18 protein-coding genes are annotated in these 20,274 nt (G+C 72.4%); 7 read left to right on the top strand and 11 right to left on the bottom strand.

Going from position 1 to position 20,274, the window contains the following annotated elements; translation table 11 throughout:
- The first annotated feature begins 97 nt into the window (after positions 1-97).
- Both gmd and AOM09_RS10540 read left to right on the top strand, forming a co-directional pair.
- Positions 98-1,147, top strand: coding sequence for a GDP-mannose 4,6-dehydratase (gmd, locus tag AOM09_RS10535; protein WP_062387953.1), 1,050 nt, complete (start codon positions 98-100; stop codon positions 1,145-1,147).
- Positions 1,144-2,124, top strand: a complete 981-nt coding sequence (locus AOM09_RS10540; RefSeq protein ID WP_062387956.1) for a GDP-L-fucose synthase family protein — start codon at positions 1,144-1,146, stop codon at positions 2,122-2,124. The genes gmd and AOM09_RS10540 overlap by 4 nt, the downstream gene beginning before the upstream one ends.
- 30 nt (positions 2,125-2,154) lie before the next feature.
- On the opposite strand, the gene AOM09_RS10545 is transcribed toward AOM09_RS10540, so the two are convergent.
- Both AOM09_RS10545 and AOM09_RS10550 read right to left on the bottom strand, forming a co-directional pair.
- A complete protein-coding gene (locus tag AOM09_RS10545) occupies positions 2,155-3,486 on the bottom strand; it encodes a glycosyltransferase (protein ID WP_082099036.1) in 1,332 nt (443 codons plus the stop codon).
- A 114-nt stretch (positions 3,487-3,600) separates the two neighbouring features.
- Positions 3,601-5,352, bottom strand: coding sequence for a DUF4012 domain-containing protein (locus AOM09_RS10550; protein ID WP_156162337.1), 1,752 nt, complete (start codon positions 5,350-5,352; stop codon positions 3,601-3,603).
- A 188-nt stretch (positions 5,353-5,540) separates the two neighbouring features.
- On the opposite strand from AOM09_RS10550, the gene AOM09_RS10555 reads away from it, so the two are divergent.
- On the top strand, positions 5,541-6,086 hold the full coding sequence (locus tag AOM09_RS10555) for an arsenate reductase/protein-tyrosine-phosphatase family protein (protein WP_062387962.1): 546 nt from the start codon (positions 5,541-5,543) through the stop codon (positions 6,084-6,086).
- Here the strand turns inward: AOM09_RS10555 and AOM09_RS10560 are convergent.
- Positions 6,083-7,798: a tyrosine-protein kinase domain-containing protein gene (locus AOM09_RS10560; protein ID WP_062387965.1), complete on the bottom strand. Its 1,716-nt coding sequence runs from the start codon at positions 7,796-7,798 to the stop codon at positions 6,083-6,085. The genes AOM09_RS10555 and AOM09_RS10560 overlap by 4 nt on opposite strands.
- A 292-nt stretch (positions 7,799-8,090) precedes the next feature.
- Between AOM09_RS10560 and AOM09_RS10565 the strand changes: the two genes are divergently transcribed.
- From AOM09_RS10565 to AOM09_RS10580, 4 genes are all read left to right on the top strand, one after another.
- Positions 8,091-9,434, top strand: coding sequence for a hypothetical protein (locus AOM09_RS10565; RefSeq protein WP_082099038.1), 1,344 nt, complete (start codon positions 8,091-8,093; stop codon positions 9,432-9,434).
- Position 9,435: 1 nt separating this feature from the next.
- Positions 9,436-10,566, top strand: a complete 1,131-nt coding sequence (locus AOM09_RS10570; RefSeq protein WP_062387971.1) for a glycosyltransferase — start codon at positions 9,436-9,438, stop codon at positions 10,564-10,566.
- Complete coding sequence (locus AOM09_RS10575; protein ID WP_062387975.1) at positions 10,563-11,837, top strand: glycosyltransferase family 4 protein; 1,275 nt, start codon at positions 10,563-10,565, stop codon at positions 11,835-11,837. The genes AOM09_RS10570 and AOM09_RS10575 overlap by 4 nt, the downstream gene beginning before the upstream one ends.
- Positions 11,838-11,898: 61 nt before the next feature.
- Positions 11,899-12,831: a hypothetical protein gene (locus tag AOM09_RS10580; protein WP_062387978.1), complete on the top strand. Its 933-nt coding sequence runs from the start codon at positions 11,899-11,901 to the stop codon at positions 12,829-12,831.
- A 28-nt stretch (positions 12,832-12,859) separates the two neighbouring features.
- On the opposite strand, the gene AOM09_RS10585 is transcribed toward AOM09_RS10580, so the two are convergent.
- The 8 genes from AOM09_RS10585 to AOM09_RS10620 all read right to left on the bottom strand — a co-directional run bounded on the left by AOM09_RS10585 (position 12,860) and on the right by AOM09_RS10620 (position 20,259).
- Positions 12,860-13,786: a hypothetical protein gene (locus tag AOM09_RS10585; protein WP_062387982.1), complete on the bottom strand. Its 927-nt coding sequence runs from the start codon at positions 13,784-13,786 to the stop codon at positions 12,860-12,862.
- Complete coding sequence (locus AOM09_RS10590) at positions 13,783-14,943, bottom strand: glycosyltransferase (RefSeq protein WP_062387986.1); 1,161 nt, start codon at positions 14,941-14,943, stop codon at positions 13,783-13,785. Before AOM09_RS10590 ends, AOM09_RS10585 begins: the two co-directional genes overlap by 4 nt.
- Positions 14,940-15,818 carry a glycosyltransferase family 2 protein gene (locus AOM09_RS10595; protein WP_062387990.1) on the bottom strand — a complete coding sequence of 293 codons (879 nt, stop codon included), beginning with the start codon at positions 15,816-15,818 and terminating at the stop codon, positions 14,940-14,942. The genes AOM09_RS10590 and AOM09_RS10595 overlap by 4 nt, the downstream gene beginning before the upstream one ends.
- Positions 15,819-15,880: 62 nt before the next feature.
- Complete coding sequence (locus AOM09_RS10600; RefSeq protein WP_369346098.1) at positions 15,881-16,828, bottom strand: UDP-glucuronic acid decarboxylase family protein; 948 nt, start codon at positions 16,826-16,828, stop codon at positions 15,881-15,883.
- 142 nt (positions 16,829-16,970) lie between these two features.
- Entirely contained in the window at positions 16,971-18,359 is a 1,389-nt protein-coding gene (locus AOM09_RS10605) for a sugar transferase (RefSeq protein ID WP_169747650.1), read from the bottom strand.
- A gap of 135 nt (positions 18,360-18,494) precedes the next feature.
- Positions 18,495-19,013: a hypothetical protein gene (locus AOM09_RS10610; protein ID WP_062388001.1), complete on the bottom strand. Its 519-nt coding sequence runs from the start codon at positions 19,011-19,013 to the stop codon at positions 18,495-18,497.
- 254 nt (positions 19,014-19,267) lie between these two features.
- Positions 19,268-19,729: a CAP domain-containing protein gene (locus AOM09_RS10615; protein ID WP_062388004.1), complete on the bottom strand. Its 462-nt coding sequence runs from the start codon at positions 19,727-19,729 to the stop codon at positions 19,268-19,270.
- Positions 19,723-20,259 carry a YdcF family protein gene (locus AOM09_RS10620; RefSeq protein WP_062388007.1) on the bottom strand — a complete coding sequence of 179 codons (537 nt, stop codon included), beginning with the start codon at positions 20,257-20,259 and terminating at the stop codon, positions 19,723-19,725. Before AOM09_RS10620 ends, AOM09_RS10615 begins: the two co-directional genes overlap by 7 nt.
- Between the last annotated feature and the right edge of the window lie 15 nt (positions 20,260-20,274).

A 20,274-nucleotide genomic window follows, 5' to 3' on the forward strand; every position in this document is an offset into this window, starting at 1 on the left:
ACCGGGACATGCGCGACGTTTCACCCGCGCAGTGCTGAGCTCCTTCGTCACGGTCATCTGTCTCATCACGAATCTGGCTACAAGGGGGGACGATTCAATGAGCAAGGTTGCCTTCATCACCGGCATCACGGGTCAGGACGGCTCGTACCTGGCGGAGCTGCTGCTCGCCAAGGGCTACGAGGTGCACGGGTTGATCCGGCGCGCGTCCACGTTCAACACGCATCGCATCGACCACCTGTATCTGGACCCGCACGAGCCCAACGCGAAGCTCTTCCTCCACTACGGAGACCTCTCGGACGGCGCCCGCATGGTGACGCTGCTCGCCACCATCAACCCCGATGAGGTCTACAACCTCGCCGCCCAGTCGCATGTGCGCGTGAGCTTCGACGAGCCCGAGCACACCGCCGACACCACCGGCACCGGCACGATCCGCCTCCTCGAGGCCGTGCGCCTCTCCGGCATCCAGACGCGCTTCTACCAGGCGTCGACGTCGGAGCTGTACGGTGCGACGCCGCCGCCGCAGAGCGAGACCACGCCGTTCTACCCGCGCTCGCCGTACGCGGCGGCCAAGCTCTACAGCTACTGGATCACCAAGAACTACCGCGAGGCCTACGACCTGTTCGCCGTCAACGGCATCCTGTTCAACCACGAGTCCCCGCGCCGCGGCGAGACCTTCGTGACGCGCAAGATCACCCGCACGGTGGCGCGCATCAAGGCCGGCGTGCAGAAGGACATCTACCTGGGCAACCTCGACTCGATCCGGGACTGGGGCTACGCGGCCGAGTACGTCGAGGGCATGTGGCGCATGCTGCAAGTCGACGAGCCCGAGGACTTCGTGCTCGCCACGGGCACGGGGTACACGATCAAGGACTTCCTCGAGACGTCGTTCGGCCACGCCGGGCTCGACTGGCAGGAGTTCGTGAAGTTCGACGAGCGCTACCTGCGCCCCACCGAGGTCGACGCCCTGATCGGGGACCCGTCCAAGGCCGCGGACAAGCTCGGCTGGACCCCGACCATCGACGGCAAGGAGCTCGCGAAGCTCATGGTCGACGCCGACATCGAGGCCCTCGAGAAGGGCGGCGACTGGATCGACACCGTGGACCTCGCCTCGTGGACCACGGACGACACCATCAAGGTCGCGAAGTGACCGCGCCCGACAGCGTCGAGTATACTCCGGCGCCGCTCGACCGCACCGCGACGTTCTACGTCGCGGGCCACCGCGGGCTGGTCGGCTCGGCCATCGTGCGTCGGCTCGAACGGGCCGGCTTCACCAACGTGGTGGGACGGACCTCGGCGGAGCTGGACCTCAAGGACCGCGAGGCGACCTTCGCCTACTTCGCCGAGACCAAGCCGCGCTACGTGGTGCTCGCCGCCGCGAAGGTGGGCGGCATCCTCGCGAACAGCACCTATCCGGTCGACTTCCTCAGCGACAACATTCGCATCCAGACCAACGTCATCGACGCGGCGCTGGCCCACGACGTCGAGCGGCTGCTGTTCCTGGGCTCGAGCTGCATCTACCCCAAGCACGCCCCGCAGCCCATCCCCGAGGACGCACTGCTCACGGGCCACCTCGAGCCGACCAACGACGCGTACGCGATCGCGAAGATCGCCGGCATCCTCCACATCCAGGCCGCGCGCCGCCAGCACGGCAAGGCGTGGATCTCCGCGATGCCCACCAACCTCTACGGGCCGCACGACAACTTCTCACCGCAGGGCTCCCACGTCCTCCCCGCGCTCATCCGCCGCTACGACGAGGCCGCCCGATCCGGCGCGACCACCGTCACCAACTGGGGCACGGGCACGCCGCGACGCGAGTTCCTCCACAGCGACGACATGGCCGATGCATGCCTCCACCTGCTCGAGCACTACGACGGCCCGTCGCAGGTCAACGTGGGCACGGGCACCGACGTCACCATCCGCGAGATCGCCGAGACCATCGCGACAGTGACCGGCTACACCGGCGCCACCGAGTGGGACACCTCCAAGCCCGACGGCACCCCGCAGAAGCTGCTCGACGTGTCGCTGCTCACCTCGCTCGGGTGGACCGCGCAGATCCCCCTCGAGGAGGGCCTGCGCCGCACCTACGCCTGGTACCAGGAGCACGCGGCGAGCCTGCGCGGCTGAGGCGCGGGCCCACGGGCCCGCCGCCCGGCGCTACGCCACGCGCGGCTCGTGCCGCGCGGGCGCCTCGACCGGCGCACCGCCGCGACGGCGGTCCGGGAAGGGCAACGGCAGCGACGAGCGGTTCTTGCGCCGGTCCTCGACACCGAGCAGACCCGCGAAGGCGTCCACGGCGGACGTCTCCGAGAGCACGCGCTCACGGTAGGCCCGGCCGTTGGCGCCCAGCACGTCGCCGCGCACGCGGTTGCCGCCCAGGTCGAGCGCCGCGGCGACCAGCGCCTCGGGATCGCCCGAGGGCACCACCACGCCGGCATCGGCCGCATGCACCTCGGCCGCCGTGATGCCGAACGGGTCGGTCGCGGCGAGCACGGGACGGCCCGCGTCGAAGTAGGACGTGAGCTTGCTGGGCACGGCCATCTCGGACACGCCCGGGGCCTCGTGCACCAGGAGCACGTCGGCGCCGGCGAGGGCCTTGCGGAACAGGTCGTCGTCCAACGGGTCGACGAAGTCGAGGTTGGGCAGCCCGGCCGCGAGGCGCTCGAGGCGCGCCCGTTCGCCGCCGTCGCCCACGAGCACGAAGCGCAGCCGCGCGCCGCGCTCGGCCGCGACCCGCGCCGCCGTCACCACGTGGTCGAGCCCCTGCTTCACGCCCATGTTGCCCGCGTGCAGCACCACAGGCTCCTCGCCCCAGCCCATCGCGGCGCGCGCCTCGCGGCGGTCGGCGGGCACGCACGGCGCGAGGTGCGTCCAGTTGCGCACCACGCTCACGCGCTCGGGGTCGACCCCGTACTCGCGACAGATGGTGTCCTTGAAGTGCTGGTGGATCACCACCACGCGGTCCGCATCGCGCAGCACACGCCCCTCGACCGCGCGGATCACCTTCTCGGCGGCACCGCCGCCCGAGGTCTCGCTCACGCCCTTGCCGTAGAGGTCCTGCACCCACACCACCACCTGCGTGCGCCGGTCGCGCAGCCGCGCCCGCGCCTGGAGGATCGCGGTCGAGAACAGCGCGGGCGACACGAGCAGCAGCACCGAGGGGTGCCCCACCTTGCCGTCGAGCGCGACCCGCCCGCCGAAGGCGAGCTCGGACGCGAGTCGCGCGATCCCCTGCGGATGCTTGGGCACCATGTGGAGCCGCCGGTGCACCTCGAGCCCGTGGTCGAGCTCGTCGCTGCTCCAGCGGTGGTAGCCCTCGTGGACGCGCCACTCCGGGTAGTGCGGCTGCGCCGTGGTCACCGCCACGTCGCAGCCGCGCGCCGCGAGACCGCGCGCGAGCGCGCCGGTGTACGGTGCGATGCCCGTCCGCTCGGGCGGATAGTTGATGCCGACGATGGCGACGCTGTGCCGCGCGACCGAGTCCGTCACGACTCCCCCTCCGCGGGCCCGCCCCCATAGGACCCGCTGAAGCGAGACTAGAACGGAACAGACGGGAAGAAAAGGGGAAAAGGGATATTCACCACGGATGATGCCGAATGGGACTCAGCACCCGGCCGCCGCATCGTCCACCCGGACCACCTCGGTGGCGCGCGGCCCCGGCGTCACCACCACGCCCGACGCGGCCACCGCGCCGCCCTGACCCTCGAGCTCGTACTGCGCGACCAGCCCGTTCCCCGGCGCGAGCTCCACGCGCGCCGTCGCGACCGTCCGGCCCTCGACCGTGTCCGCCTGCAGCGGCAGCGGCTCCCCGTCGAGCGTCGCGGACACGAGCGTCAGCCCCGGCGGCGGCACCACCAGCAGGTTCGCGGCGAACTGGCCGGCGGGCACGAAGGTGCCGCCGGCGACATACGCGGGCAGGTCCGCGACGTCGCCGTCGAAGGTGTGGTCGAGCGACACCGCGACGGTCTGCCCGGCCACCGTGCCGTCGGTGCACAGGTGGTCCGTGACCGTCACCGCCGCGTCGAGGTAGTAGCCGATCTTGGAGCCCGAGCCGTCGTTGAGGAACACCCCCAGGGAGTCGCCGTCGAGGAAGTCCCCGGCCACCTCGGAGCCCGCGAGGACGGCCTGCTCGGCATCGTCCGCCGACCAGATGAGCAGCCGGCGCTCGTCGATCGCGCGCTCGATGCCCGCGCCGAGCCCCGGCGCCCCGCGCAGCACCTCGCGGAACAGCGCGCCGGCCGCCTCGGCGAAGAAGGCGTCCTGGGCGGAGGCGTCCTCGATCTCCAGGTAGGCCCGGTTGAGCATGAGCGGCGCGACCGTCTTCGCATCGAGCGCGACGCCGGCCACGTCGACGGGCGACGCGCCCTGCAGCAGGTAGCCCAGCACCACCGGGTCGAGCGCGAGCACGCCGTCGACGTCCTCGCCGTACTTCCGCGACCAGAACTCCGTCACCAGCGCCGCCGCGCGCGGGAACTCGGGGGTGAAGTTGACGTCCTGGGGGTACATCGCCATCTGCACCGAGAACGTCTGCTCCTCCTCCGCGGTGAGCCCCTCGACGGGCTCCGCGGTCCGCGCCGCGATGAGGTCGCTCGACGCGACGTAGCGGCCGCGCGAGATCTGGCCGTCGTCCACGTTGAGCTTCACCACCGCGCCGGTGATGCCGCCCGTCGCGCGCGGCTCCGCGTTGTTCTGCACCATCACCAGGTACGAGCGTGGCTCCTCGCCGCCGAGCATCGTCGGCAGCAGCTCCGCGGCACGATGCGCGCCGTCGACCAGCGCCGCCATCTCCCCCACCTGGTCGGCGGCGTCGCGGTATTGGTCCGCGAGAAAATCTTCGGTCCCGGCGAGCGACACCGCACCGAGCGCCTCCTCCTGGGCCACGAGCGTCGCGGCCGCCTGCCCCAGCGGCTCGCGGGCCGGCTCGAGCAGGTACGGGTCGATGCGGCCCTTGACGATGCTCGGCCCGGACAGCGCATCGAGGTCGGCCAGCTCCGCGAGCGGGGCGAGCGCCTCGTCGGCGATCGCGACCGAGGACTCCGCCATCGCACGCACCGGCCGCACCTGGTCCCCCACCCACGGCATCACGGCAGCCGCCGCCCACAAGGGACCGTCGGTCGCGTCCTCGAGACGATGCGCGGCGTCCTGCAGCCCGCCGACCTCGGCCCGCAAGGCGTCGGCGTCGCGCGCGATCAGCGCGGCGCGCGCGTCCGTCGAGTGCGAGGACAGGTCCTCCGACGCTTGATACGCACGCCACGCATCGGCCGCCATGAGGCCGCCCGCGACCAGGATCGCGACCACCACCCCCGCGACGATCCACGGCCAGCGCCGCCGACGCTTGCGCCCACCCTCAGCCATCCGTGCCCCCAGTCCCGCCGGTCGCCGCCGCCCCTCAGCCGCGGCCCCGCGTCCCTGCCTCCGAGAATACGCAGAACCGGGTGATTCGGACATGGGTGCGCATCGATTCGGGCCTGCTGGGACCGCATCCGGTCAGGTATCCTCATGGGTCGGGGTCGAGCCGCGTCCCCGACGAGGCGAGGAGCACCATGCCGACGATTCTCACGGTGTGCACCGGCAACATCTGCCGGTCACCTGCGACGGAGCTGCTGCTGGCCCGCACGCTCGGCTCGCACGCCACGGTCGCGAGCGCCGGCACCCACGCGCTGGTGGGCCACGGCATCCCGGACCCGATGCTCGCGGAGCTCGCGCGCGACGGCATCGACGGCGCGGGCCACCACGCGCGCCTGCTCACCGACGGCCTCATGCGCGAGGCGGACCTCATCATCACCATGACCGCCGAGCACCGTCGCCTGGCCGTGTCGACCGGCCCCTCGGCGCTCAAGCGCACCTTCACGCTCTCGGAGCTGGCCGCCGCGGCCGGCACCGGTGCGGTGCTCGAGGGTGCGACGCCCGAGGAGCGGCTCGCGGACGTGCCGCGTGCCGTCGCCGCGCATCGTGCCGTGCTCGCGGGCTACGACCTGGACGACGTCCCCGACCCGTACCGCCAGGACGAGGCCGCCTACCACGAGTCCTACGTGCTCATCCGCGGCGCGGTCGCCGAGATCGACGCCTGGCTGCGGGGCGCTGGCTAGGACCGGAACAGCCGGCCCAGGTGCGCGAGGCGCATCGAGTCGCCGTCCTCCACGCCGCTCCCGCCGACGGCGACCTCGACCGCGTCGCCGCCCGGACCGCCGCCGTCGCCACCCAGGAGCTCCTCGGGCGCGGCGTCAGCGGGGTCCGGCGCATCGTCCTCGCCGGCATGCTCCGTCGCGAGGTCGTCGCCGTCCGGCGCCGGGCCGTACGCGAGCTCGTCGTCGCTCCCGACGAGGCCGTTGAGGTCGTCGCCGACGCTCAGCACCGCCTCGGGCGGCGACGTCGCTGCCGCCACGCCGCCCTCCGAGAGGGTGGCCTCCGCCGCGATCGGCGCGGTGAGCGTCGACAGGCCCGGCGTCGCGGCGTTGCCATAGCTGTAGCCGTAGTGCTTGACCCGCGGCCCGACCGGGGCGACGCCGTCGAGGATCACGCCGAGCGCGCGGCCCTGGACCCGCTCGAGGATGCGCAGCGCCTCCTCGAGCATGTCCGAGCTGGTCGCGCCTGAGCGCGCCACCACCAGCGCTCCATCGGTGCGCGCGGCGAGCACCGCGCCGTCCGAGACCGGCACCAGCGGCGGGCTGTCGACGATCACCATCGTGTCCTCGGGGAACGAGTACAGCAGCGCGCGCATGGTGTCGGACCCGACCAGCTCCGACGGGTTGGGCGGGATCACCCCCGCGGTGATGACGCTGAAGCGGCCCGAGTCGCCGACGGGCTGGATGACCTCGGAGATCGACGCCTGGTTCGCGAGCACCGAGGTGAGCCCCGCCTCGCACGTGATGCCCAGCGCCTTGGCGAGCGTCGGGCGGCGAAGGTCGGCGTCCACCAGGACCACGTCGCGCCCCGACTCCGCGATCGCCGCCGCGAGCATGATCGACATCGTCGACTTGCCGTCGCCGGGCACGGGCGAGGTGATGACCAGCACGCGGGGCGGATGGTCGACGTCCATGAACTGGAGGTTGGTGCGCAGCTGCCGCATCGCCTCGGTGAACGCGAACGCGGGCACGGCGTTGAGCGGGCCGCGCTTCGCGACCGCCCCGTCCCACGGCACCGTGCCCACCACGGGCACGCCGAACTGCAGCTCCACATCGTTGCGGGAGCGCAGGCGCCGGTCGAGCGCGGCGCGCGTGAAGGCGTAGGCGAGCCCGATCACCAGGCCGATCAGCACGCCGATCGCGGTGTTCTGCTTGATCGCGGGCGAGGCCGGCACCACGGGGAGGCGCGCCTGCTGGAGCACCATCACGTTGATGACGGCGCGTGCAGGGTTCGAGATCCCGAGCGACGATCGCTCGATGTCGCTCACCACCTGGAACGTCGCGTCGATCCAGGCGTTGACCAGCTCCTGGGCCGACTCCGGGGTGCGCCCGCTCGCGGTGAACTTCATGATCGCGGTCTCGGCGGATCCCGACACGGAGACGCGCCCCTGCAGCTGATCCGCGGTGCCGTTCATGCCGTCCATCTTCACCACGGCGGCCGCCACCTGATCCGACGTCGCCAGCTCGGTGTAGACCGACATCCGCTGGTCGACGTTGACGGACTGGCCGTCCGCAGTCACGTTGCCCACCGGCGTGACGAGCACCTCGGCCGACGCGCGGTAGACGCGTGGCTGGGAGTCGGACCACCAGTAGGCGATCCCTCCCGCAAGCACGGCGCACAGCACGATGGCCAGCCACCGCGCTCGCAACACCCCCAGATAGTCGCGAAACTCCATGCCGGGTCCCCCTCCCGCCCTTCTCCGAGACAGCATAGGCGTATCCGGCGATTCCTCCCAGAGATCGCTTTCGCCCTCGTTTGCGATCCATGCGCCCGTACCCTCCCACGATGCCGCCCCCGGCCCTAGGCAGAGGCAGCTGCGCACGGTTACCATCGGCGGGAAGACCACCCGACCGCAGCGCGGACCCGGGCTCCCGGTCTCCGTGCATTGACGAGGGGGGTCGAAGATGCGCGCATCAGTCGCGGCGCCTCCCGCGCGCGTGTCCGCCACGGCCCCTCGCGTCCGCTTGATGACCCGCGCGGTGTCCCACGAGACGCTCGAGATCGTCACCCGCATCGCCGCGCGTCGCGTGGTGGTCGGCTACCTGGTGCTGTGGGTGCTCGAGGGGGCGGCCCGCAAGTGGGGCCCCGGCGCTCTCGACGAGGTCTTCTACATCGGCCGCGACGTCATGCTCGTCGGCGCGCTGCTCGCCTTCTACATCCAAGGGCTCCCGCGCCGACGGCACCCCTGGTGGCCGCTCCTGTGGGCGGGGGCGCTGATCCTCGGCATCCACGGCGCGATCGCGATGATCCTCGGCACCATCGACCCGATGACGCTGGCGATGGGCATGCGCGGCTACCTGTCGGGCCTGATGCTGCTGGTCTTCACCCTCACCTACGCCGACGGCTCGATCCTCGACACGCTCACGGACGCCATCGCGATCCTCGCGCTCATCAGCCTGCCGATCGTCATCACCCAGGTGCTCTCGGCGCCCGACGCGGTCATCAACCAGGAGACCGTCGCCGAGTCCGCCAACTTCGTCAACGGCGACGGCGTGGTGCGCCCCTCGGGGACCTTCACCGCGCCGATGGGTCTCGCCTCGTTCATCTCGCTCGGGCTGGCGGTGTCGGTCTCGCGGGTGACGTTCGGCACGCGACGCCGGACCCTGCACGGCTTCGCGCTCGGGGCCCTCGCGCTCATGTCGGCGATCAGCGGCTCGCGCACCATCGCGATCGTGGGCGTCGCGCTCGTGGTGGTGCTGCTCTACATCGCCGCCCGCCGGTTCACCGTGCGGTCCGCGATGGCCGTGCTGGGGATGCTCACCGCCGTCGGGGTCGGGCTCATGGTCGCGAACCGCGTGTTCGCCACGGTCCTCGAGGCGTTCTCCGACCGCGTCGACCAGGCCTCGAAGCAGGAGGACAGCGGCGGCCGCGTGCTCGACAGCATCTTCGGCTTCATCACCAGCCCCATGGACCTGTGGGGCGCCGGTGCCGGCGCGTACTCACCTCTGGGCTCGCAGCGGCTCGGCACCTCGTGGGAAGAGGTGGACAAGGACAAGTACGTCGCCGAGCTCGGGGTGCTCGGCTACGCGCTCGCATTCATCGCCCTCGCCGGCGCCGTGTGGGCGCTGCTCCACATCATCGTGCGCGGCGGCTCCGCACCGCCCGACCGGCTCATGGTCCTCGCCATCCTCGCGTCGACGCTCCTGTTCGTGGGCGTCACCCAGCAGCCGAGCACCCAGGGCGGCTTCGCGATCATGGTCACCTTGCTGGTGCTGACCGGCCGCGGCTTCGATCCCCCGCCCGGAGACGCTCCCGAGGCGCCCGGCTCGACAGCCCGCACCCTCGCCGCGCCCGGCCCGAGGCGAGGCTGACGTGGCGCGCATCGACCTGGTGTTCCCCGCCGCCGATGTCCCCTTCAACGGCATCGGCGACCACACCGCGCGCCTCGCCGCCGCGCTGAGCGACCGCGGCCACCACGTGCGCATCCTCACCCGCGCCACCACCTCGGGCCACGGATACCCCTCGCCCCACATCGACGCGTGGGGCGATCGCCCCCTGCGGCGGCTCACCGGCGTGGTCGAGGCCGTCAGAGAGGCACCGCCCGACCTGCTGGTGCTGCAGTTCGAGCAGTTCGCGTACGGCGCGTACGGCTTCAACCCGGAGCTGCTCACGCTCATGCGCCGCCTTCGCAGGGCCGCGCCGACGGCGCAGCTGCTGCTCTTCGCCCACGAGACCTACGTCTCGCGCGGCTCGTGGTCCCACACGCTCATGTGGGCCTACCAGCGCCGTCAGCTGCGAGCCCTCGCGCGCGGCGCCGACGGCGTGCTCGCCAACTGCGCCCTGGGGATGCGTCGCATCGGCGCGTTCACCGACCACGTCACGCTGGTACCGGTGCCGTCCAACCTGCCGCAGTCGACCGCGACGCGCGCGGCCGCCCGCGAGGCGCTCGGGCTCGATGCCGCCGCGCTGTACGCGGCGGTGTTCGGTCACCTCGACCCCGGCCGCCTCGCGTACCTCGAGGCGGCCCTGGCGAACGCGAGCGCCGATGCGCCGATCCGGCTGCTGTACGTGGGCAAGGACGAATCCACGGCCCGCGCGCTGGCGGCCCGCGCGGAGGTCCCCGCGGTGGTCCTCGCGCAGGCGGCGCCGGACGATGCGGCGCTCGCCCTGCGCGCGGCCGACGTGGGCTTCTGCCCGTTCGGCGACGGTGCGAGCGGCAAGCGCGGCAGCCTCGCCGCATGCCTCGACCACCGCCTGCCCACCGTCACGAACGGGGGCCCGGACACCGACCGCTTCCTGCACGAGGCGGCCACCGCCGGAGCGCTGACGCTCACCGCGTCCGAGGTCTGCGCGTACGCGGTCGCGGCGCGCGACCTGTGCGTGTCCGCGCCCACGCGAGCGGCGATGACCCGCGCGTTGGAGGCTCCCGGGCTGACCCTCGCCTCGTGGGAGGCCACCGCCGATGCCGTGGAGGCCCACCTCTCGAGCGAGGTCCATGCATGAGCCGCGTCATCCTCGGCCACCCGAATGCCAACGCCAACGTGCGCGAGGCCGCGCTCGCGCTCCACGAGCGCGGCCTGCTCGCCGAGTTCCACGTGGGCCTCGACACCACCCGGCTCGCGCGCCGGGCCCCCGCGCGGCTGCGCGGGGAGCTCGGGCGGCGCTCCTTCGACCCGCGCCTCGCGAGCGCGATCCGCACGCACCCCGTCCCGGAGGCCACCCGGCTGCTGCTCGAGCGCCAGCGGATCGTCCGCGTCGACATGCGCGACGGCTACTTCTCGATCCGCCGCCGCGGCGAGGCGATCGACGCCGCGGTCGCCGCACGTCTCCGCACGGGCACGTTCGACGGGGTCTACCTCTACGAGGATTGCGCCGCCACCAGCTTCGAGGCTGCGCGGGACCTGGGCCTGCCGCGCATCTACGACCTCCCGATCGGCTACTGGCGCGAGGCGCGCCGGATCCTGGGCGAGGAGGCGGAGCGGCGGCCCGCGTGGGCCTCGACGATGGCGGGGCTCCAGGATCCGCCCGACAAGCTCGCGCGCAAGGACCGGGAGATCGAGCTCGCGTCGACCATCGTGGTGGCCAGCTCGTTCACGCGGCGCACCCTCGAGGCCGCGCCGGGCGCGCACGCGCTCGATGTCTCCGTGATCCCCTACGGCGTGCCGGAGCCCACGCGCGAGGCGCGCACTCCCTCGACCGGTCCGCTCAAGGTGCTCTACGTCGGCGGCCTGTCGCAGCGCAAGGGGATCTCGTACCTATTCGATGCGGTCGCGGCGCTGGGCGGCGACGTCGCCCTCACCGTGGTGGGGCGCCCGGCGGACGCCGGCAACGCCGCGCTCCGTACGGCGCTGGCCCGCGTCACCCACATCGGCTCGCTGCCGCTGACCGGGGTGCTCGCCCTCATGCGCGCGCACGACGTGCTGGTGCTCCCGTCCCTGTTCGAGGGCTTCGGCCTGGTGCTCGCCGAGGCGCTGTCGCAAGGCACGCCGTTCATCGCGACCGACCACACCGCGGGCCCGGAGCTGGTCGGCGACCGCGCGGGCGAGGGCGCCCCCGGATGGATCGTCCCCATCCGGGACGCCGACGCGATCGCCTCGCGGCTGGCCGCGCTCGCGCAGGACAGGGACCTGCGCGAGGCGAGCAGCGCCGCCGCGCTCGCCCGTGCGGCCGAGCTGCCGTGGAGCGTCCACCGCGACGCGCTCGGCGCCGCGGTGGACCAGGCGCTGAGGCCGGCACCCGCGCGAGAGGGCGCGCCGCGGGCGCACCGCGCGTGAGCCCCTTCACACGGCCGCCGGCGCGCGGCATGATCGAGGCACGACTGAGGGGGGACCGATCGTGAGCATCGTGCTGTGCACTCTCTACGAGGGCGACTACCACCACGGCGTCGCGGCGCTGGCGAACTCGCTCGCGTCGAACGGCTTCGCGGGCGAGCTGGTGGTCGGCGTCCGCGGACCCGCGCCTGCGTGGGCCGAGCCCGGCGCCACCGCCGCCGATGGCTCGACCTCGCTGACGGTCGCGCCGGGCTTCGACGTGAGGTTCGTGCCGCTCACCACGCCGATGCACCTCACGCTCTACAAGCCCGACTTCATGCTCGAGGTCCTGGACACGCACGCGCCGGACGCGGACGTGGTCGCCTACATCGACCCCGACATCGTCCTCAAGTGCCCGTGGGGCAACTTCGCGCCGTGGCTCGAGAGCGCGGACGTGTGCGTGGTCGAGGATGTCAACGCGCACCTGCCCCGCAGCGCGCCGATGCGCGCGCTGTGGCGCCGGCACCTCACGGAGAAGGGCCTCGCGGAGGTCCGGCCCATGGACGTCTACTTCAACGGCGGCTTCGTCAGCACCGCCCGCTCCGCGCGCGTGTTCCTCGAGACGTGGCAGCGACTGTGCACCGATGCGCGCGATGCGCTCGGCAAGGAGGCCGGGCTCAAGGCGGGCCACGCCACCAGCCTGTTCTCGACGCCCGACCAGGACGCCATGAACATGGCGTTCATGATCACGGACGTCTCCATCGGCGCCGCGGGCCAGGCCGCGATGGACTTTGCCCCGGGCGGCGAGTATCTCGCCCACGCCGTGGGCCCGCACAAGCCGTGGCGCGGGCGCTTCGTGCGCCACGCGCTGCGCGGCACACCCCCGTCGAAGGCGGCGAAGGCCTACCTCGGCTACGCCGACGGCCCCGTCCGCAGCCATAGCGAGCGCGACCTGCGGCGCATGCGCGCGTCGCAGCGCACGGCGTCGCTCATCGGGCGCTTCTACCGCCGCGCCTGAGGCCCGGGCGGCGGCGCGGATCCGCGGCTCAGCCCCGGGGCCATCCCGCCATGCCGGCGAAGGTGCGCTCGATCTGCGCGGTGTTCTCGTCCCGCACCACGTTGCCGCGGCTGAGCCCCGTGTTCCGTGTGCCCGCCACCGCCGCGAAGTCGACGCTCACCGGGTCCGCGAGGCGGATGGTGAAACCGCCGTCGCGCGCGAGGCGGTTCAGCCACACATCGTCGGCGCGCGCGCACAGGTTGAGGAAGTCCGTGCCGCGCGCGAGCGCGAGCGCCGCGAAGCCGCTGGGGTACACCGCGCCGGACACGCCCGTGAGGAACAGGTCCTCCGCGGGGGTCGCGGCCGTCGCGAGCGGCCACGCGTCGTAGCGGGACGGAGCGCCCCTCGGGGCGGTCATGGCGCGCGCCCGGAAGCACGTGACGATGCCTCCGCGCGGCTCCGCCTCCTGCGCCGCCCGCAGGTCCGCCAGCCAGCGCCGCGGGTAGATGACGTCATCGTCCGCGGTGACGAGCGGCCGCCCGCTCGCGACGGCCAGCTCGAGCGCGCCGAAGTACTTGGTGTGCGGGCCCAGGCCCGGCCGCGCCTCGAGGACCTCGAGCCCGCGCGCGCGCAACCGGTCCCATCGCCGCCCGCTGACCGCAGGCAGGTCCGTGGGCTCGAGCCACAGGATCAACCGCGCAGGCCGCTCGACGCCGCGCCCGATCGACACCGCCGCGCGCCACGCCTTCCCGGCACGCTTGCCGTGTGACGTGTAGGTGACGATCCCGTAGCCGCCGCGATCGACGAGCGGCCTGCGTGAGAGGACCGCGTGCGCGTCCACGACAGCCGTGGCCGCGAGGTCCTGGAGCCGCACGCGCACCGCTCGCCCGGCGCGCACCGCGAGCGCGCGCACGCGGGCGAGGCCGCCCGAGCGCCCTGCGGCGGCCTCCTCGCGACGCCCGGTGATGACGGTCATCCGCGGCCACCCGCGGCAGCCGGGGCCGGCACCGCCCGGCCGGTCGCCCCCGCGGCGGCGACCAGCGCATCGTGCCAGCGTCCGCCCACCGCCTCCCAGGCGTAGTGCTCCGCGGCGACCGCGCGCGCGCCGGCGCGCAGCCGTGCGAAGTCGGGCGTCGCGCGCAGCTCCTCGACAGCATCGGCGAGCTGCTCCGCGGACACCTCCGCGATCACGCGGCCAGCGACGCCGTCCGCGGGCAGCGCCGCACCCACGAAGCGCGTCGCGGCGACGGGGAGGCCATGCGCGAGCCCCTCCGCGATGGAGATCCCGAAGTTCTCGTCCTCGCTGGGCGCGAGCATGACGTCCGCGCCCGACAGCAGCGGGCCCTTCGCTCCCCCGCGTACCTCGCCCGCGAGCTCGACGCGTTCCTCGAGGTCCTGTTCCGTCACCTGGGCGCGCAACGTCGCCATGAGCTCGGGATCCCCCGTACCGGCGACGGTGAGCCTCGCCTCGACCCCGCGCTCACGCAGCAGCGCGACCGCCTCGATCGCGACGTCGATGCGCTTCTTGGGCGCGATCCGCGACAGGGTCACGAGGCGCAGCGGCTCGTGGCGTTCTCCCGCGGCCGGCGACTCAGGCATAGCGGTGCCGACCCCCACCGCGACGGCCGCGATGCCCGGGTAGGCCTGAGCGAGCTCGCCGCGCTCGTCCTCGGTCGCGACCACGAAGGACGCCGCGCCGCGCCGCGCGGCGCGGCCGCCCAGGAGGTCGAACACCGCCTTCTTCAGGCGCGACTGCCGCCGCTGATACCCCGTGAAGACGCCGTGCGGCATCACCACGTAGGGCACGCCGCGGATCCGGCACGCGAGCGCCACCCATGGCACCCACGGGAGGTAGATGCCGTGGATCACCACCACCTCGGACGCGCCGACCCGCTGCCAGACCTCGCGCGGCCCGCTGGGGCGCTCCGCCGTCCGCACGTGCGCGGGCACGCCGTCGGCGAGGTGGGACGCATGGGCCGCGCCGCGGAACCACAGCAGCCGCGCTCGCGCGTCGTCGCGTGCGTTGAGCGCGGCGTTGACCTCGAGCGAGTGCCGCGCCGGCCCGCCGTCGGAGACGGCCAGCGTGTTCACCACCTGCAGGACCGAGAGCCGCGCAGGGGTGGGGCAGGTCATGCCCCGGCGAGCTCGCGCCGCCGCAGCTCCCTCACCTTCACGCCGATCTGCCAGTAGTAGGCGGCGAGGCCGAACGCGTAGTCGAAGCCGCGGCGGCCGTCGAGGAAGCCCAGGCGAACGATGTACGAGTAGACGAAGAACACCAGGGGCTTCATGGGCACGCGATCCCAGAACTCGCCCTTCGCGGTGCGCTTGGTCGCGAGGTCGCGGCGCGCCTGGGGGTGCATGTGGAGGTGCGCCTCCCAGTCGGAGTAGTGGTTGTGGCGCGCGAACCAGCTGGTGACGGGGTCGCGGTCGTCGTGCACCAGGCGGGTGCGCATCATCCCGATCGGGAGCTCGGTCTGCGGCTGGAAGTGCAGCTCGATCTCGCGGATGCCCGGCGCGTACAGATCGTCCACCTCGGGGAAGAAGCTCTGCTCGAGGTCCACGAGCGAGCGCTTGGTGACGCGGTGTCCGTGCTTGAGGAACTCGCCCTCCCAGCGGTAGCGCAGGTGCATCTCGTAGGCGCCGTACCGCCCGCTCTCGAGCTCGGGCAGCAGCTCCCGGAGCTCGTCCACCATCTCCTCGCTCGGGAACTCGTCGGCGTCGAGCAGCAGCGCCCACCGGTGCTTCGAGCCGGCGTGCATCATGCTCCACTGCTTCTTCTTCGGGTACTCGCCGTTCCACGCGAAGTCGACCACCCGCGCGCCGGCGGCACGCGCGATGTCCGCGGTGCCGTCCTCGCTGAGCGAGTCGATCACCACGACGTCCTCGAACGCGTCGAGGTGCGACAGGGTGTTGCCGATGGTCTCGGCCTCGTTCTTGGCGAACACGATGACGGAGATCGGGAGGGCGGTGATGGTGGCCTCGTCCTGGGTGGCGGGTGAGAGCGACATGGCATCGGTTCCTTCAGCTGTGGTCGACGTCGTGGTGACAGGGAGGCCGGCGGCGCGCCGGCTCACGCGGCCCGGTCGAGCGGCCGCTGCGCCTCGAGGACGCCACGGAAGTACGCGATGGTCTTCTCGAGGCCCTGCTCGAGCGGCACGTGCGGCGTCCATCCCAGGCCGTCCCGCGCGATGCCGATGTCGGGCTTGCGCTGGCGAGGGTCGTCCGCGGGGAGCGGCCGGTACTCGATGCTGGACTGGCTGCCCGTGAGCCGCACCGTCGCCTCCGCGAGCTCCGCGATCGTGAACTCCACGGGGTTGCCCACATTCACCGGCCCGGTGAATCCGGGCTTGGTCCCCATGAGCCGCACCATGCCGTCGATCAGGTCGTCGACGTAGCAGAACGAGCGGGTCTGCGAGCCGTCGCCGTAGATGGTGATCGGCTCGCCCTTGAGCGCCTGCACGATGAAGTTCGACACCACGCGTCCGTCGTTCGCGTCCATCCGCGGCCCGTACGTGTTGAAGATGCGGATGACCTTGATGTCGAGCCCGTGCTGGCGGCGGTAGTCGAAGAAGAGCGTCTCCGCGGCCCGCTTGCCCTCGTCGTAGCACGCGCGCGTCCCGACCGGGTTGACGCGGCCCCAGTACGACTCGTCCTGCGGGTGGACCTCGGGGTCGCCGTACACCTCGGAGGTGGACGCCTGGAGGATCGGCACGTGCAGGCGCTTCGCCAGGCCCAGCATGTTGATGGCGCCCAGCACGCTGGTCTTGGTGGTCTGCACGGGGTCGCGCTGATAGTGGATGGGCGACGCCGGGCACGCGAGGTTGTAGATGCGGTCCACCTCGACGTACAGCGGGAACGTCACGTCGTGCCGGAGCAGCTCGAAGCGCGGGTGGCCCAGCAGGTGGTCAATGTTGCGGCGCGAGCCGGTGAAGAAGTTGTCGACGCAGAGGACCTCGTGCCCCTCGGCGATCAGCCTGTCGACCAGGTGAGAACCGAGGAAGCCCCCGCCCCCGGTCACCAGTACACGTTCCATATCCATCCGTGGCCCCCCTACCTTCGGACGTCATTCACATGACGTGGTTATCCAAGCACAACGTGCGCAGACTGCTCAATAGCCATATTTCGCCCGACGATGCGCGCGAGACCTCGCCCGGGCACCATCAGTACGCCCCCTTGCCGGCCAGGACCGCACGCACGGTGCGGAGCATGATCACGGCGTCGAGCCCGAGCGTCCAGTTCTGCGTGTAGTGCAGGTCCAGGCGCACGCTCTCGTCCCACGAGAGGTTCGAGCGGCCGCTCACCTGCCACAGCCCGGTCATGCCGGGACGCACCAGCTGACGGCGCGACACGTCCTCGTCCCACAGCTCGGTCTCCGCGGGCAGCGGCGGGCGCGGCCCGACCAGCGACATGTCGCCCTTGAGGACGTTGATGAGCTGCGGGAGCTCGTCGAGCGAGTAGCGGCGCAGGATGCGCCCGACCGACGTCACCCGCGGGTCGTCCCGGCGCTTGGCGAGCACGCCGTTGCCGTCGTCCTCCGCCGCCATCACCTCGGCCTTGCGCTCCTCTGCGTCGACGTACATCGAGCGGAACTTGAGCATCTCGAAGTGCTCGTGCCCCAGCCCCACCCGGCGCTGGCGGAACAGGACCGGCCCGGGGCTGGTGAGCGTGATCGCGAGCGCGATCACCAGCATCGGCAGCCCGACGATCGCGAGGATCACGGCGGCGCTCACCTTGTCGGCCCCGTACTTGAGCGCCCGCGTGGGACCCGTGAAGCGCGGCGGGTCGACATGCATGAGCGGCAGCCCCGCGACCTCGCTCACCGCGACGCGCGGGATCGCGACGTCGGCGACGGTCGGCGCGACGATCAGCCCGACGCCCGTGTCCTCGAGCGCGAACTCGAGCTTGCGCGCCTCGCGCAGCGACACCTCCTCGGTGCCGGCAAGCACGATGAACTCCGCCTCGACGTCGCCCGCGAGGCGAGGCGCGTCGCCGATGGGACCCAGCACCCGCATCGGCCCGATGTCAGGGGCGAGCGCGGCGGTGGGCGAACCCGACAGGCACACGCCGGCGATCTCGTAGGGGTGGTCCTTCTCGCTGCGGCGGAGGCGACGGATCATCTGCTCGACCGTGCGCTGCGGCCCGGCGAGCACCACGCGCTGGCGCATGCGGCCCAGGTTGCGCTGCTCCTGCAGCCACAGCCGCCACGCACGCCGATACCCGAAGAGCACGAGCGTGCCCAGCGGGATCGCGAACAACAGGTATCCGCGGCTGATCCCCCACTGCGTGAGGAAGCCGATGATCGCGACGATGGCGAAGGTCCGCCAGCCTGCCGCTGCCACCCGTTCGTACTCCTCCGGACCCGTGCCCACGATGCGGATGTCACGCGAGCGGGTCCACGACAGCTCCAGCAGCCACAGCGCGGAGATCGACACGGTCAGCCACCACGGCGCGGGGCCAGACGGACCCATCAGCCCCACGAACGGGTCCCACCCGAACCGGAGGCCGTGCGCGATCACCATGACCAGGCCGATCACGAAGGCGTCCGTCACGGCGATGCGCCTCTGGAGAGAGACCTCCCAGGGGCGCACCGTGACCCGCACGGGTGCGGCAACCGCTACCGACATCACCGACCCCCCGTCAGCTTCATCGTGTGATTCCGTCGGCGCGGCGCGCCGGTCTCCTCGCTACTCGCTCTGCCTCGACGTGGTGCGACGCGCGGCGACCACCACGACGGCCGCGCCTGCGACCAGCAGCAGCGCCGCACCCGCCGCCATGGGAACGCCGTCGAAGCCCGTGCCCGACAGGACCGCACCCGTGGTGGTGTCGGTGGGCGGCGCGTTCTCGACGACGGTGATCTCGCTCGGCTCGGGCGTGCTGCCGGACTCCGAGGGCTCCGGCGTGCTCTCCGACGGCGACGGCGTCGGGCCGCTCTGCACCTCGATGAGGCCGATGCGGCACGTCCCCACCTCGACGCCGTCGACGAATCCCGTGGCGACCGTGGAGGACGTCGCATCCGCGGCGGTGGTGATGTTGAAGATCACCCGGCCGTCGACGATCGCCCGAGGCGAGGACGTCACGCTGCCCGCGATGATCGCGTCGCCGCCGTCGTTGGTCACCTGGATGGTGGCCTCGGCGCCTTCGGGGCCCGTGATGACCACGATGAACGGGTTGCCGGGCGGAGTGAAGAGCGGGGCGCACGCCATGCGCGGCCCTCCGCTCGGATAGTCCGGCGGCGGCTCGGTGCTCGCGACCGCGACCGCTGGCGCAAGCGCCAGTCCGCCGGCAAGAAGTGTCGCTACGACGGCACGACCAAACATGGTCCCTCAACCCCCTCCACCCGCGTGGCCCCCCTGACCGCGCGGCTGCTCCCCTGACGCTAGCACCGTGCGGGCGGAATGTCGCTATTTTCTTGTTCGCGGCATTCCGATCTGGAGAAGATCGATGCGGACCAGGGGTTTCAGTCGGGGGTTTCGCCCTCGTAGAGGAACGAGCACGCGCGCATGCCGCTGTCCTGGCCCTCAGGTCCCGGATCCGCGGCCACGCAGCCCACCGCCGCGATGGTGAAGTCGGCGTCGAGGAGGTTCATGCGGTGGCCCGCGGAGTTCATCCAGGCGTCCACCACGTCCGCCGCGGGCAGGTCCGCACGGGAGAGGTTCTCGCCCGCCTTCGCGCCCTCGTGGCACGTCGACACCAGGACGTCATGCTCGAGCTGAGGGTTGTCGATGAAGGGCTCCGCGCGCTCGAGCGCCTTCTCCTCGAGGCAGTCGCTCCACTCGACGGGCGCGACGCCCTCCGCGACGCGCTCCTCGTTGGCCAGGTCGAACATCTCGCGCGCGAGCTCGTCCGGCGGCGGAGGCGTGCTCGAGCAGCCGGCGAGCAGCAGCGCCGCCCCGGCGAGGGCGACCGCTCGCCTCAGCATCCGTCCTGCGCGGCCACCTTCGCGAACGCCGCCGTCTGATACGCGTACTGGTACGCCCATTGCCATGGCCAGAGCCTCTCCTCCGAGTCGATGTATGCGAGGTCCCCGTCCCAGCACCTCTCCATGATGACCCGCGTCCGGGTGAGGTGCGGGGTGGTGGTGACGACCGCGACGGCATCCCAGCCGTGCTCGTCCGCCAGGTCGCGCAGCCAGCGCGCCTCGCCGCGCGTGGCGAACGGGTCGGGCTCCGAGCACAGCACCGCGAAGTCCTGCGGCTCCTCGCACGCGCGCACGGCGGCCGGTCGCTGGGATCGCTCCACCGGATCCTCGCCGAGCGAGACCACCAACGTGTCCGCGAGCCCGTCGCGGACCATGCCCTCCGCCAACGCGATCCGCTCGTCCGTCGGCGGACCGATGACGTAGACGGCGTCGACATCGCGCGGCTCATCGTGCGCAGGCGCGACGTAGAACGGCCAGCCGAGCGCGGTCGCGAGGACGCCGCACGCGAGCATGCCGATGACGATCCTCATCCCCCGACCCACACG

Origin of the sequence: Demequina iriomotensis, assembly GCF_000971395.1 — a bacterium.
Lineage (GTDB): Bacteria > Actinomycetota > Actinomycetes > Actinomycetales > Demequinaceae > Demequina > Demequina iriomotensis.